This window comes from Amycolatopsis thermalba, assembly GCF_023376025.1.
Classification (GTDB): Bacteria; Actinomycetota; Actinomycetes; order Mycobacteriales; family Pseudonocardiaceae; genus Amycolatopsis_E; species Amycolatopsis_E thermalba.
In genome coordinates this window covers 6520969-6535294 of record NZ_CP091196.1, presented here as the reverse complement: position 1 = coordinate 6535294, position 14326 = coordinate 6520969, and the positions used below count along the sequence as shown (strand labels likewise).

9 protein-coding genes are annotated in these 14326 nt (G+C 72.2%); 2 read left to right on the top strand and 7 right to left on the bottom strand.

Annotation, left to right across the window (positions count from 1 at the left end; translation table 11 throughout):
* The first annotated feature begins 8 nt into the window (after positions 1 to 8).
* On the top strand, positions 9 to 1388 hold the full coding sequence (locus tag L1857_RS31680; RefSeq protein WP_116110735.1) for an FAD-binding oxidoreductase: 1380 nt from the start codon (positions 9 to 11) through the stop codon (positions 1386 to 1388).
* A 598-nt stretch (positions 1389 to 1986) separates the two neighbouring features.
* Here the strand turns inward: L1857_RS31680 and L1857_RS31675 are convergent.
* The 4 genes from L1857_RS31675 to ald all read right to left on the bottom strand — a co-directional run bounded on the left by L1857_RS31675 (position 1987) and on the right by ald (position 9077).
* Positions 1987 to 5730 (bottom strand): ABC transporter ATP-binding protein, encoded by a 3744-nt coding sequence (locus L1857_RS31675; protein WP_162831682.1) that lies wholly within the window; start codon positions 5728 to 5730, stop codon positions 1987 to 1989.
* A 20-nt stretch (positions 5731 to 5750) separates the two neighbouring features.
* On the bottom strand, positions 5751 to 6632 hold the full coding sequence (locus tag L1857_RS31670) for an ABC-2 transporter permease (protein WP_094008591.1): 882 nt from the start codon (positions 6630 to 6632) through the stop codon (positions 5751 to 5753).
* Positions 6632 to 7687, bottom strand: a complete 1056-nt coding sequence (locus tag L1857_RS31665; protein ID WP_116110744.1) for an ABC transporter ATP-binding protein — start codon at positions 7685 to 7687, stop codon at positions 6632 to 6634. The genes L1857_RS31670 and L1857_RS31665 overlap by 1 nt, the downstream gene beginning before the upstream one ends.
* A gap of 274 nt (positions 7688 to 7961) precedes the next feature.
* Positions 7962 to 9077 carry an alanine dehydrogenase gene (ald, locus tag L1857_RS31660; RefSeq protein WP_094008592.1) on the bottom strand — a complete coding sequence of 372 codons (1116 nt, stop codon included), beginning with the start codon at positions 9075 to 9077 and terminating at the stop codon, positions 7962 to 7964.
* Positions 9078 to 9233: 156 nt separating this feature from the next.
* Here ald and L1857_RS31655 point away from each other — a divergent pair, with 156 nt between their 5' ends.
* Positions 9234 to 10166 (top strand): zinc-binding dehydrogenase, encoded by a 933-nt coding sequence (locus L1857_RS31655; protein ID WP_249467144.1) that lies wholly within the window; start codon positions 9234 to 9236, stop codon positions 10164 to 10166.
* A 222-nt stretch (positions 10167 to 10388) separates the two neighbouring features.
* On the opposite strand, the gene L1857_RS31650 is transcribed toward L1857_RS31655, so the two are convergent.
* The 3 genes from L1857_RS31650 to rdmE form a co-directional block, all read right to left on the bottom strand.
* Entirely contained in the window at positions 10389 to 11114 is a 726-nt protein-coding gene (locus L1857_RS31650) for an MOSC domain-containing protein (protein WP_116110733.1), read from the bottom strand.
* A gap of 9 nt (positions 11115 to 11123) precedes the next feature.
* Positions 11124 to 12641 carry a PucR family transcriptional regulator gene (locus tag L1857_RS31645; RefSeq protein ID WP_094008595.1) on the bottom strand — a complete coding sequence of 506 codons (1518 nt, stop codon included), beginning with the start codon at positions 12639 to 12641 and terminating at the stop codon, positions 11124 to 11126.
* Between the two features lie 99 nt (positions 12642 to 12740).
* Positions 12741 to 14270 (bottom strand): aklavinone 12-hydroxylase RdmE, encoded by a 1530-nt coding sequence (gene rdmE / locus L1857_RS31640; RefSeq protein ID WP_116110731.1) that lies wholly within the window; start codon positions 14268 to 14270, stop codon positions 12741 to 12743.
* Positions 14271 to 14326 lie beyond the last annotated feature (56 nt).

Genomic DNA, 14326 nt, shown 5'->3' with positions numbered 1-14326 from the left:
AGGTTGTGATGGATTCCCCGACATTGGTGGCCGCTCTGCGGCGGGTCGTGCCTGCTGAGCACGTGGTCGACGACCCGGTCGTGGTCGAGTCCTACCTGCAGGACCACGCGGAGTGGGCCGAGTACGGGCAAGCCGCCGCGGTGGTGCGGCCGCGCGGGACCGGCGAGGTGCGCGACGTCGTGCGGTTCGCGGGCGAGCACGGGATCCCGGTGGTGCCCCGCGGGGCTGGGACGGGCCTGTCCGGCGGGGCGAACGCCGTCGACGGCTGCATCGTGATCTCGTTCGAGGCGATGGATTCCGTCCTGGAGATCGACCCCGCCGAGCGGCTCGCGGTCGTGCAGCCGGGCGTGATCAACGACGACCTGCGGGCGATCTGCGCCGAGCAGGGGCTGTGGTACCCGCCGGACCCGGCGAGCGCGCCGTGGTCGACGATCGGCGGGAACGTGGCCACCAACGCCGGTGGGCTGTGCTGCGTGAAGTACGGCGTGACGCGGGACTACGTGCTCGCGCTGGAGGTCGTCACCGGGCGCGGCGAGGTGGTCCGCCTGGGCCGGCGCACCGCGAAGGGCGTCGCCGGGTACGACCTGTGCGGGCTGATGGTCGGCTCCGAGGGCACGCTCGGCGTGATCACCGAGGTGACCGTGCGGCTGCGGCCGCGGCGCGAGCCCGAGCGCACGATCGCCGGGTACTTCGACTCGGTGATCGCCGCGGGTGAGGCGGTCAGCGCGGTGTCCGCGTCCGGGGTGATCCCGTCCGCGCTGGAGCTGGTCGACCGGCACTGCCTGGAGGCGGTCGACGCGTGGAAGAACATGGGCCTGTCCACGGAGGCGAACGTGGTGCTCCTGGGCCGCGTCGACACCCCTGGTCACGCGGGCGAGGAGGAGGCCCGCACGATCCTGCGGTGCTTCGAGCAGGCCGGCGCGAGCTGGGCGGCGCTGTCCACGGATGAGCAGGAGGCCGAAGCCCTGTTCGACGCCCGGCGCCTGGCGTACCCCGCGCTGGAGCGGCTCGGCCCGGTGCTCACCGAGGACGTCTGCGTGCCGCGAGCGCTGGTGCCGGAGATGCTGGCACGGATCGAGAAGGCAGCCACCGAACACGACACGCTGATCGCGAACATCGCCCACGCCGGCGACGGAAACCTGCACCCGCTACTGATAACCCCCATCGGCGACGACGCAGCACGGCGACGCGCACAGGCGGCGTTCGAGGACATCATCGCGGACGCGGTCGAACTGGGCGGCACGGTGACGGGGGAGCACGGAATCGGGTTGCTGAAGCGCGGCGGCTTGCGGCGCGAGGTGAGCCCCGAGGTGCTGGAGCTGCACCGGGCGGTGAAGGGCGCGCTCGACCCGCTGGGGATCCTGAACCCGGGGAAGGTTTTCGTCTAGAAGGGGATCGGTGGCTGCCCGTGCGGCAGCCCTGCAAACCGCAAGCCGGCAACGCGACTGGCCCCGGCCCAAAGCTGCCCGCGCGGCAGCCCAACAAACCGCAAGCCGGCAACGCAACAGCACCGACTACCCCAACCAGACCTCCCCCGCCCCCGATCCACAGCCTGTCTTTGGTCGCCGAGCAGGCGTGTCAAGGTACTCTTTCCCGCCTTGACACGCCTGCTCGGCGACTGAAACACAATCAGGCATCGGGGGCGGGGGTGGTCGGAAGGTGACCGTTCGGCGCCGTGAGGCGCTTTCCGCCCGTAGGGCGGGCTCTCCGCCTGCCCAAAAGCAAGACCAAAGATCAAAAGATGTCCTCGCCGGACGGGCAGGCTCCGGGATGACGGGGGACCGTTGTCGGCTCACCCCGGGCAGGTGGCCGCTGGGTGGTCATCCCGTCGCCTTCCGGTTTGTGCATATCACCTTGAGCCAGGGCCGCAAGGTTGGCATGGTCGGCCGCCGGTTGGCGGCCCGGGTTGCGGCCCTGGCTCAAGGTGATCGTCCAGTGTCAGGCGACGGGATGACCACCCAGTTACCTTGGGTTCAACGCGCGGCGCTACGCGCCTGTTTGCCATAGGCGGGCGTAGTGGCCGTTGGCCGCCAACAACTCCTCGTGCGTGCCCTGTTCCACGATGCGTCCGTGGTCCAGCACCACGATCCGGTCCGATCTGGCCGCCGTCGCCAGGCGGTGGGCCACCACGAAAGTCGTTCGGCGCTTGGCGACCGTTTCCGTTGCCGCCAGGACCGCCGCCTCCGTGGACGGGTCCAGGGCGGCCGTTGCCTCGTCCAACAACAGCACGTCCGGGTCCACCAGTTCCGCGCGGGCCAGCGCGACCAGTTGCCGCTGCCCCGCCGACAACGACCGGCCCCGTTCGCCCACCGGCTGGTGGAAGCCCTGCGGCAGCGCGGCGATCGCGTCGACCGCGCCCACCGCGCGCACCGCGGCCTCGACCTCCGCGTCCGACGCCGACGGGTCGCCGTACCGGACGTTGTCGGCCACCGTGCCGGAGAACAGGTGCGCCTCCTGCGGCACCACGCCCATCCGCCGGTGCAGGCCGGCCAGGTCGTAGTCCCGGACGTCGACCCCGTCGATGCTCACCTTGCCACTCGTCGCGTCGTAGAAGCGCGCCGCCAGTTTGACCACTGTAGACTTCCCGGCGCCGGTCGAGCCGACCAGGGCGACCGTCTCGCCCGGCGACACCTTCAGCGAAACATCCGTCAGGGCCAGGGTTTCCGTGCCCGTGTAGGAGAAGTCGACCGCGTCGAACGCGACCTCGCCGCGCAGCCGCTCGGGCACCGGCACCGGATCCGCGGGCGGCGGCACCGACGTCGGCGTCCGCAGCAGGTCGCCGATCCGGTGCAGGCCGACCTTCGCCTGCTGGTAGCTGTCGAACACCGACGACAACTGCTGGATCGGCGAGAAGAACAGGTTCAGGTACAGCAGGAACGCCAGCAGCACACCGACCGACAGCGTGCCGTCCGCGACCCGGCTCGCGCCCGCCACCAGCACGACCGCCTCCGCCACCCCGGACAGCAGCGTCACGAACGGGAAGTACGTCGCCACGTACCGCTGGGCCCGCAGCCGCGACCGCCGGTACGCGTCGCTGCGAGACGCGAAGTCCTCGGCCGACCGCTCCTCCCGGCTGTACGCCTGCGCGACCCGCAGACCGCTCACGTTCTCCTGCATGTCGGCGTTCACGACGCTGACCTTCTCGCGCGCCTCGGTGTAGGCCGCGCTGGACAGCCGCCGGAAGATCACCGTCGCGATCACCAGCACCGGCACCACGGACAACGCGTACAGCGCCAGGGACACGTCGGTGATCAGCAACGCCCCGGTGATCCCGACCAGTGTCAGCGCGCTGATCACCGCCTGCGCGACACCGGTCTGCAGGAACGTCGACAACGCGTCCACGTCCGTCGTCATGCGCGTCATGATCTTGCCGGACAGCTCGCGTTCGTAGTAGTCGAGCCCGAGCCGCTGCAGGTGCGCGTAGCTGCGGACGCGCAGCGAGTACAGCACCGTCTCACCGGCCCGCGCGGTGAGCCGCGTCTGCGCCGCGATCACGAGCCAGTCCACCGCGATGATCACCGCGCCGATCCCGGCGCACAACCACACCACCCACGCCAGACCCGGCCGCACCCCGTGGTCGACGCCCTGCTGGTACAGCGTGGGCAACGCGATCGACGCCGCCGCGTCCAGCCCGACCAGCAGCACCGCGGCGATCAGCAGCCCGCGCACCGGACGCAACGCCGAGCCGAGGCGGAACCGCGGATCCGGCTGGGTGACCGCGTCCGGGGCCAGCGCCGGCTCGTCCGTCGCGGGTGGCAGCTTGCGCACGCCCTCCAGCAGCTCGGCCGTAGGCGGCGCGTTGAGCGCGCTGCCGGGGCCCATGCCGCCGCCGGGCATCGGTGGCGGCGCGTTCCGCTGCCGCGCCGACTCGGCCATCTCGTCGACCGAGTCCCGCTCGCCGGTCTCCGGCCACAGCGCGGGCGTGGTCCCGGTCTCCGGGCTGGCCACGCAGTCCCGCTTGTGCACGTTCTCCACGCCCTCGCCGGGCCCGGCGATGAGCTCGCGGAACAGCTCGCAGCGCGCCGCCAGTTCGTCGTAGGTGCCGACGTCGACCACACGGCCCGCGTCGAGCACCGCGATCCGGTCGGCCAGCGACAGCGTCGACTTGCGGTGCGCGATCAGCAGCGTCGTCCGGGTCGCGGTGACCGAGCGCAGCGTCTCGTAGATGGCCGCCTCGGTGACCGTGTCCACCGCGGACGTCGCGTCGTCCAGGATCAGCACGCGCGGATCGGTCAGCAGCGCCCGCGCCAGGCCCAGCCGCTGCCGCTGACCACCCGACAGCGTCAGCCCGCGTTCACCGACCTGGGTGGCGTAGCCGTCGGGCAGCTCGGAGATGAAGTCGTGCGCCTCGGCCGCCTTCGCCGCGGCGATCACCTCCTCGTCGCTGGCGTCCGGGCGGCCGTAGGCGATGTTGTCGCGGATCGACGTGGAGAACAGGAACGCCTCCTCGAACACCACGCCGATCGCCTGACGCAGATCCGTCAGCTTCACGTCCCGCACGTCGCAACCGCCGAGCCGGACGCTGCCCGAATGCGCGTCGTAGAACCGGGGCAGCAGCAGCGAGATCGTCGACTTGCCGGAGCCCGCGGTGCCGACCAGCGCCAGCGTCTCGCCGGGTTCCGCGCGCAGGCTCAGCCCGTCCAGCACCGGTTCCGAGCGCGTGTACCCGAACCGCACGTCGTCCAGCTCGATGCTCAGCGGCCCCTCCGGCAGCGGCTCCGGGTCCACCGGGTCCGTGACCTCGGGCTGGGCGTCCACCAGCTCGTACACGCGTTCCGCGCCCGCCCGCGTCAGCTGGGCCTGCACCACCAGCGCCGACATCATCCGGGCCGGCCCGATCAGGCCGGAGACGTAGCTGGCGAACGCGAGGAACGTGCCGAGGGTGACCTGCCCGTTGAGCGCCAGGATGCCGCCGAAGGCCAGCACGGCGACCTGCCCGGCCGCGGGCAGCGCGGACGTCGTCGCCGTGGGCACCGCCGCCAGCCGGGCCGCGCGCAGCCGCTCGGCGAACAGCCGCCGCGCGGTCTTCTCCAGCCGCGCGACCTCCCGGGCCTCCTGCCCGAAGCCCTTCACGACGCGGACACCGGTGACGGTCTCCTCGACGTGCTGCGCGACGTCCGCCGCCCGCTGCTGCGCCGACCAGGTGGCCGGGAACAGGCGTTTGCGGGCCAGGCCGGCGACGATCGCCACCGCGGGCACCACGATCAGCGCGATCACCGTCAGGCCGGGCGACATCCACAGCATCGCGGCCACCGAGAACACCGCGAACACGACCGAACCCGCCGACAGCGGCACCACGAACAGCAGCGACACCACCAGCTGCAGGTCGGTGATCGCGCGGGACACCACCTGGCCGGTGCGCAGCGAGTCCTGCTTGCCACCGTCCAGGCGGGACACCGAGTCGAACACCCGCTGGCGCAGGTCGTGCTGCACGTCCAGCGCGAGCCGCCCGCCCAGGTAGCGCCGGACGAACGCGGTGCCGAACATGAGCAGCTGGACCCCGATCAGCCCGCCGACGAGCAGACCCAGCCGCCCGGTCTGCGACGCCACCGCGTCGTCGACGGCGACCTTCACCAGCAACGGGCTCGCGGCCTGCAGGCCGACGCTGAACACAGCCGCGGCCATCGACGAGACGACCAGGACCGGATGCCGCCAGCAGGCCGCGGCCAGCCGGCGAATCCATCCGGTCCCGGGGTTCTCGTCAGTGCGTGGTGGTCGTGCAGTCACCACGCCAGGTTATGCGTGCCCGCCTACGTGATGTCGCGGCGCTGGTTGGAGGCCCATCCGCCCATGAAGAACACCATGGTCCAGGCGAGGAACACCAGCGCGGCAGCCCACCAGGAGATGACGCCCGGCGCGCCGGCGGCCAGCTGCAGGCCCAGCTTGTCCCAGTGCTCGACACCGCCAGGCAGGTTGATCGAGCTGATCCCGAACGCCTCGGCCGCGATGCCGCCGACGATGCCGTTCGCGGTGCTGTTCGGCAGGATCGCGCCGAAGATGTCGCTGGTGTTCCACAACGCGATGACCAGCACGTTCTCCACGATCAGGAACCAGCCGATCAGCAGGATGACCGCCAGCACGACCTTGTTCAGCACCGCGCCGAAGCCGATGCCGAACAGCGTCACCAGCGCGTAGGCCAGCACGGTCCCGCCGAGCGCGGCGAGCCATTCGCCGCCGCTGGGCAGCCGGTCGCCGTCGACGGTGATGACGGTCGCCAGCGCCGCGACCGCGAAGCTGAGCAGCCCGTACAGCGCGCCCCACAGGATGTAGGTGATCATCTTCGCGGTCAGCGCGGACACCCGGTTCGGCGCCGTCAGGAACGTCGTCGTGATCGTCTTGCTGCTGTACTCACCGGCCAGGGCGAACACGCCGAAGATCGCCGGGATCAGCTGCGCGATGTTCACGCCGTGGGCGATGCTGAGCAGCCCGACCGGCAACGCGTCGGCGGGCAGCCCGGCCTGCTCGGCGATGATCCGCGCGGTGCCGCTGCCGATGTAGTCGGCGAAGTCGTTGGTGATCTTGCCCCAGACGTACGACATCCAGAACGCGACCAGCACCAGCGGGATGATCAGGATCCACCAGGTGTTGAGGCTGAGCGTCTTGCGGAACTCCGCCTTGATCAACCGGCCCATCAGCCCTGTCCTCCCCAGCCGCCGTGGCCCTGTTGCGGCGGTGCTTGCTGGTACTGCTGCTGCGGTGGGTATCCGGGCGGCGGCGGGCCGCCCCAGCCGCCCTGCGGCGGCATCCCCGCGTACTGCGCTCCCGGGTACTGGGCTCCTGGGTACTGGGGGCTGGTCAGCTGGAAGAACAGCTTCTCCAGGTCCGCCCGCTCCTCCTCGATGCCGTAGACCGCGATCCCGGACTTCGCGACCAGGTCACCGATCTGCTGGCGGGTCGCGCCGATCACCGCCACGCGCCCGTCCGGCGTCGGCTCCACCTGCGTGAACCCGGCCTCTTGAAGCGCTTTCACGAGCGCGTTCGCGTCCGCGGCCTGCACGAGCACCCGCGACTGCTGGCTGCTGCGCAACTGGTCCAGCGGGCCGTAGTAGCGCGTGACGCCGTGGCTGATGATGACGACCTGGTCGATCGTCTGCTCCACCTCCGACAGCAGGTGGCTCGACACCAGCACGGTGCGGCCCTCCCGGGCGTAGGCGCGCAGGAAGTTGCGCAGCCACACGATGCCCTCCGGGTCGAGGCCGTTGGCCGGCTCGTCCAGCACGAGCACCTGCGGGTTGCCGAGCAGCGCGGTCGCCAGGGCGAGCCGCTGCCGCATGCCCAGCGAGAACCCGCCGGCGCGGCGGTCCGCGGCGCCGGAGAGCCCGACCAGGCCCAGCACCTCCTCGACGCGCTGGTCCGGCGCGCCGATCGCGGCGGCGTACACCTTCAGGTGGTTGCGCGCGGAGCGCTTGGGGTGGAAGCCCTCGTTCTCCAGGACCGCGCCCACGACCTGCGCCGGGTTGCCCAGCTGCTGGTAGGGGCGGCCGTTGATGGTGGCGACGCCCGCCGACGGCGTGACCAGGCCCAGCAACATGCGCAGCGTGGTCGTCTTGCCCGCGCCGTTGGGGCCGAGGAAGCCGGTGACCGAGCCGGGGCGGACCTCGAAGCTCAGGTTCTGCACCGCGGCGACCGGCCCGAAGTGTTTGCTCAGGTTCTGCACGAATATCCGGCCGCTGCCGTCGTGTTGCATGTGCGCCCCTCCCGGCCCGGTGAACTTGATCGCGGGCACATAGTGCCCTACCGGGGTCCGGTCCAACCCGTCCGGGTGCCGCGTGTCGGGGAGGGTGTGCACTAAGGGGCGGCCCGCTCAACCAGCCTGGGGGTCACTGGGAGCGGGCCGCCACGAACAAGTTTAGGTGGTATCTCCGGACTTCGCTTACGCGGGGGCCCATGTTGGTCTGAAAACTTATTCACGTGTTGGGTCCTGGGGCGGGCGGTCCCTGGCGACGGGACCGCCCGCCGGGTCAGGCGAGGGCCTCGGCCAGCGGCGTGTGCGGCAGGTCGTGGGCCTGCGCGACCGGCGCGTTCGTCAGCGCGCCCGCGTGCGCGTTGAGGCCCAGCGACAGCGGCCCGTTGGCCCGCAGCGCGGCCTGCCAGCCGTGGTCGGCCAGCTGGACGGCGTAGGGGAGCGTGACGTTGGTCAGGGCGTAGGTGCTCGTGCGCGGGACCGCGCCGGGCATGTTGGCCACGCAGTAGAAGACCGAGTCGTGCACCGTGTAGGTCGGGTCGTCGTGCGTCGTCGGGTGCGAGTCGGCGAAGCAGCCGCCCTGGTCGATCGCGATGTCCACCAGCACGCTGCCCGGCCGCATGCGCGCGACCAGGTCGGTGGAGACGAGCTTCGGCGCCCGCGCGCCGGGCACCAGCACCGCGCCGATCACCAGGTCGGCCTCCAGCACGGCCTGCTCGACGGCGAAGGCGTTCGAGGTGACGGTGCGGATGCGGCCGGCGAAGTCGTGGTCGATCTGACGCAGGCGGTCCACATTGGTGTCCAGGATCTCGACGTCGGAGCCCAGACCCAGCGCGATGCGGGCGGCGTTGAGGCCCGCGACACCGCCGCCGATGACGACCACCCGGGCCGGGTGCACGCCGGGCACGCCGCCGGGCAGTACGCCGCGCCCGCCGCTGGGCTTCATCAGCGAGTGGGCGCCGACCTGCGGCGCGAGCCGTCCGGCGACCTCGGACATCGGGGCCAGCAGCGGCAGCGCGCCGCTCGGCTGCTGCACGGTCTCGTAGGCGATCGCGGTTGTGCCCGCGTCCAGCAGAGCCTGCGTCAGCGGGCGGTCCGCGGCGAGGTGCAGGTAGGTGAACAGCACCTGGTCGCGGCGCAGCCGGGGGTACTCCTCGGCGATCGGCTCCTTGACCTTGAGGACCATCTCGCCCTCGGCCCAGACGTCCTCGGCGGTGGCCAGGATCTTCGCGCCGGCGGAGACGTACTCGTCGTCGCTGATGGCGGATCCGGTGCCGGCGCCGGTTTCGATGAAGACCTCGTGGCCGCGGGACGTCAGCTCGTGCACCCCGGCCGGGGTCACGGCGACGCGGTATTCGTGCTTCTTGACCTCGCGGGGGACGGCGATGCGCACTGCTTCCTCCTGCATCTGGCGAACGTGGTGCTGACCACGGTGAACCACCCGGATAGCGGTGTCATCGTGCCTCGCCGACAATTCTCCGCCGCGTGGATGGTGCCCGCAGGACAAGGTGTTGACCTCCACCTTGGTGGAGATCGCAGGATGATCGTCATGAGAGCGGTGTGGTTGAAGGAGTTCGGCGGGCCCGAGGTGCTCGTCGCGGGGGAGGCGCCGGATCCGGTGCCCGGGCCCGGGCAGGTGCTCATCGGTGTGACGTTCGCCAACACGACGTTCGTCGAGACGCAGTTCCGGGCGGGGATGCCCGGGCCGTTCCGCGCGGAGCTGCCGGTGATCCCGGGAAACGGCGTCGGCGGGGTGGTGCTGTCCGGGCCGTCCGAGCTGGTCGGGGCGCGGGTGGTGACGAGCCTGAACGGGTCGGGCGGGTACGCCGAGCGGGTCGTGGTGGACGCGGCGGCGCCGTTCCGCGTGCCGGACGGCCTGGCGCTGGACGACGCGGTGGCGCTGCTGGCCGACGGCCGCACCGCGACGGCGCTGATCCGCGCGGCGGGGGTGTCGGCCGGGGAGCGGGTGCTGGTGGAGGCCGCCGCGGGCGGGGTGGGCAGCCTGCTGGTGCAGCTGGCGCGCAACGCGGGCGCGACGGTGATCGCGGCGGCCGGGGGCTCGCGCAAAACGGCGGTGGCGCGCGATCTGGGGGCGGACCAGGTGGTCGACTACACGCGGCCGGAGTGGGCCACGCAGGTCGGCCCTGTGGACGTGGTGTTCGACGGCGTCGGCGGTGCTCTGGGGGCGGCCGCGTTCGGGTTGGTGCGTCGCGGTGGGCGGCACTTCAGCTACGGCCTGGCGAGCGGTGCGTGGACGGCGGTGTCCGAGGAGGAGGCTTCGTCCCGGGGCGTCGTGCTGCACCGCGGCCCGCTGGGCAGCCCGGCCGACCTGCGGGCCGCGACGGAGTGGGTCTTGGCGGAGGCCGCCGCGGGCCGGGTGAAACCGCTTGTGGGACAACGCTTCCCGCTGCACCGAGCCGCCGACGCGCACCGAGCGATCGAATCCCGCGCGACGATCGGCAAGACGCTGCTGGAGGTCTGACGCGAGTCCCACGCTCCGCCGCGCGAGTCCCACGTTCGGGCGCGTGAGTTCTGCGTTCCGGGCTGCGAGTTCAGCGTTACGGGGCGTGGGTTCCGCGTTGCGGGGCGTGGGTCTTCCAGGGCGCGAGTCCCACGTTTCGGCGCGCGAGTTCCGCGTTTGGGGGCGCGAGTCCTGCGTTCGGGCGCGCGAGTTCCGCGTTCCGGGGCGTGGGTTCCGCAGTCGTCAGGTGGGGCGGGCCCAGGCGGTGTCCCCCACAGTGACCACCCCGGCGCGGGTCACGCGCATGATCACGCCGAACTTGTTCGCGTGCCGGTCGATCAGGTGGGTCTGCAGCTCCGGCCACCGCCGTTGCCCCGACGGGTCCCAGCTCGGCACCGCGCAGCGGATGCACGGGCCCGCGTGCTCGCCGGTCACCTCCAGCGACACGCCGCCGACGTCGAGCGTGCTGCCGGCGGCCCAGTCCTCCTCGGCGAAGGCCGGGGCGTCCGCGATGAGGTGGATGTTCGGGCGGAAGCGGTGGAGTTCGACCGGCCGGCCGAGCTCCGCCGCGAGCGCCGTCAGCGACGCCTCGAACGTGACCAGCACCGTGGGGCCGCGGTCCTGCTGCCCGTCGGCCGCGCGCAGGTCCACGGTCATGCCGAACGACGCGGCGAGCGCCTCCGCCAGCCCCGGCTCCTCCCAGGACCACGACCGGCCCTCCGGCGCGCGCAGCACCGGCGGCTTCGGCGGGTCGATCACGTCGGCGCCGTACTCCGCACCCCAGGTGAGCATCGCCGGGTTCTGGCGCACCGTCAGCACCTTCCCCCGGCGCTTCTCCCGCCCGTCGACCAGCGCGTGCGCCCGGTCGCCCGCCATGCCCCGCTCGTCGAAGCGCGCGGCGCGAACCTCCTCGCCCCGCAACGACTTCACCGGCCAGCGGTGCAGCACGGCAACCGATCCCTCGAACACGAACCCCTCCTACGACCAGCGCACGGCGACCAGCTGGACCAGCAATGCTAACCGGACATCCGGGTCGTCCAGGTCCAGCGGGACGAGTTCGAGCACGCGCCGCATCCGGTACCGGAACGTGTTGGGGTGGATCCGCAACGCCTGGGCGGCCGACCGCGGGTCGCCGGGATGGCGCAGCCACTCGTAGAGCGTCTCGACGTAGTCCGTGCGGTTGATCCGGTCGTACTCGCGCAGCTGCTCCAGCGGTCCGAGCCCGGCGACGCCGGCCGCCGACGCCGCGGTGGCCGTGCGGTGCAACGCGAGCGCCGTCCACAGGCCGTCGAAGCTGCCGGACGGTCCCTCGATCACACCGGCGCGCAGCAGGCTCAGCGTCTCCTCCGCCTCGGCGCGCGACCGCGGCAGCTCGCCGATCTTCACCGCGCTCCCGGCCGCCACGCGTGGTGCGCCGCGGGACGCATCGGCCAGCGACGGCCAGTCCGCGCCGTCGGGCACGACGGTGTACAGCAGCCCGCCGAGCTCTGTCGCGATTGGACGGCGGCCGATGCCCAGCGACATCCGCTCCATCAGCGCCAGCCGCAGGCCTTCGTCGTCGCCCGGGGTGTCGACGACGACCACGCGGTGCGGTTCGTCGGTCAGCTCCAGCTCGGCGATCGCGGCGCGCGGCCCGGCTTTTCCTTCCAGCACGGCACGCAGCAGTTCGGCCGACGCGCGCCGCTGGGCGTCCGCGTGGGCCCGGCGGCGCAGGAGGTGGAGCGCGACGACCGGTGCGGTGTCGGCGAACGCGGCGGCGCGCTCGTCGGACACCGGGCCACGCACGACCGCCCACATCGAGCCGAGCAGTTCGCCGCCCATCCGGATCGGCACGATGAGCCGGGGCAGCGTGCCATCCCGTTGCGCGGGAACGAAAATCGTCTGGCGACCGCGGGACAGTTCGCGGAAGACACCGCGGGAGCGGAACTTCGCGAGCACGTCGTCGGGGATCCGGCGGCCCATGATGGTGGACACGCGGGCCGGGTCGGTGATGTCCTGGCGCGCCGAGTAGGCGAGCACGCGTGAGTTGGTGTCCTCGATGGTCACCGGGGCGTCGACGACCGCGGCGACGGCGTCCGCGAGCCGGAACAGGTCACCGGAGCCGGGATCGCCTTCGAGGGACTCGGGTTCCTCGGCCGCCGCGTCCAGCACGGTGCGCAGCAGCCACACCAGCTGCGCCCAGGCGGTGGCCGCGCGAACCTCGATGAGCGCGATTCCCGCCGCCTTCGCCGCCCGCCGCACCTGCGGTTTGCGGGCGACCGGAGGTTTCAGCAGCACCGCGGCGGCCCCGGCGGCGGCACTGTGGTCGATCAGCTCGACCGCCGCGTCCGGATCGCCGGTGGCGACACCGAGGACCAGATCGCCCGCCGCGAGCTGGGCGGATGCTCCCGGCTCGGCGATGACCACGTCCGCGACGGCCGGGCAGGGGTCGGGTAGCTGGACCGCGTGCAGCAACGTCGGCCCCACCCGGTCGACCACGCTGCGGACGGACACCACCTCCGCAGGATACGGCTCGGTGGTGGGCCGAGCCATCGCCAAGCCGCGGCGGCCACGGCTGGTCCCGGCGGGGGACGAGCCGTGGCCGCACGCGACCCCCTACCGGCTCAGCACCCGGGCCAGGACGTCCCACAGGGTGCCGGCCGGGTCGGCGGCGCCGTCGGGGCACCGCCACGCCACGATCCCGTCCGGGCGGACCAGGGTGGCGCCACCGTCGCCCAAGCCGAACCGGCCGCGGAACAGCGGGTCGTCGATTTCCTGGTACTCCAGGGCGATCCCGGTCTCCGCCCGCACCTGCGAGACCGCGTCGCGCCAGCCGCCAGGGCTGAACAGGACCCAGCTGTGCCCGAGGAAGTCCCACGTGGACCCCGTTCCGACGGGCACGTGCGGGGCGCGGAACCCGGGTCGCCCGGACGGCTCCACCGGGTTCTCCACGACGTCGTCGTCCTCGGCCAGCACGGCGCCGGAGCGGTAGCGGAAACCGAGCGTCAGCGCGACCTGGTCGACCGGCTCGGCCAGTCCGGTCAGATCGAGGTCCGGCACCAACCGCTCCTTGGCGTTGTGCAGTGACGTGTTCACCACCATCTCCGCGATCGGCTTGCGTTCGGCCTCGTAGCTGTCCAGCAGGCCGGGCCCGGCGTCGCCGCGGAGCACGGCTGCCAGCTTCCACGCGATGTCGTGCCCGTCGCCCACGGCGGTGTTCCCGCCCATCCCGCCGGTCGGCGGGGTGACCTTCGCGGCGTCACCCACCAGGAACACGCGTCCGGCGGCGAACCGGTCGGCGATCCGCGCCGCCATCTCCCACATGCCCGTCCACTGGATCTTCGGCTCCAGATCCGGCAGATCGGTCGCCGCCCGGATCAACTGGACCAGCCGCTCCTCCGGGAGAGCGTCCACGCCCTCCGGCACGTCCACCGAGCACACGTACCGCCCCGGGATGTCGGTGTTGACCAGCGCCCCGGTGAACTCCGGCCCCTGCAGGTAGAACAGGTCCGTCACCCCGGGCAGCAGCCGGTCACCCAGATCGGCGTCGAACACGATCCCGATCGACCGCGAGATCGTGCCGACGCCGGAAGTCCCGATCCCGAGCGCCTCCCGGATCCGCCCCCGCCCGCCGTCCGCGGCCACCAGGTACGACGCCCGCACGCTGGTCTCCTCGCCGCTGTCCCGCGAGCGCAGCACCGCGGTCACCCCGTCGTCGTCCTGCGAGAACGACACCAGCTCGGTGGAGAACCGCACCTGCGCGCCCGCCTCGCGCGCCCGCTCCAGCAGGATCGGCTCGACCACGTCCTGTCCCGCCATGCCCCACGGCGCCGCGGTCGCCGCGCTCAGGTCGAACTCGTCGAGATCATCGACGATCCGGTGGAACACCGTTCCGTTCAGGCTGGACGCCACCGTGATCCGCAACCCCCGCGAAGCCCGCTCGCTGACGCCGAGCACCTTCTGGTCGATCCCGGCGAACCGGTACAGCTCCATCGTCCGTGGCGTCTGCCCGGACGCCCGCGGGTGCAGCGACGTGCCCGGGTGTCGCTCCACCGTCAGCACGTTCACGCCTTCGAGCGCCAGGAACATGCTCGCGGACAGGCCACCCAGCCCGGCCCCCACGACCAGGACGTCGACTCGTTCCATGGTTCCTCCTTCACTGTGAATATCCCCGTGGAAAAAGTATCTCAGCAACTAAGAGA

What these genes read in the sequence shown, in the direction of transcription:
- L1857_RS31680 (WP_116110735.1), top strand. Translation starts at nt 9, where the DNA reads ATGGATTCCCCGACATTGGTGGCCGCTCTGCGGCGGGTCGTGCCTGCT.
- L1857_RS31670 (WP_094008591.1), bottom strand. Translation starts at nt 6,632, where the DNA reads ATGGGCCGGTTGATCAAGGCGGAGTTCCGCAAGACGCTCAGCCTCAAC.
- L1857_RS31665 (WP_116110744.1), bottom strand. Translation starts at nt 7,687, where the DNA reads ATGCAACACGACGGCAGCGGCCGGATATTCGTGCAGAACCTGAGCAAA.
- L1857_RS31655 (WP_249467144.1), top strand. Translation starts at nt 9,234, where the DNA reads ATGAGAGCGGTGTGGTTGAAGGAGTTCGGCGGGCCCGAGGTGCTCGTC.
- rdmE (WP_116110731.1), bottom strand. Translation starts at nt 14,270, where the DNA reads ATGGAACGAGTCGACGTCCTGGTCGTGGGGGCCGGGCTGGGTGGCCTG.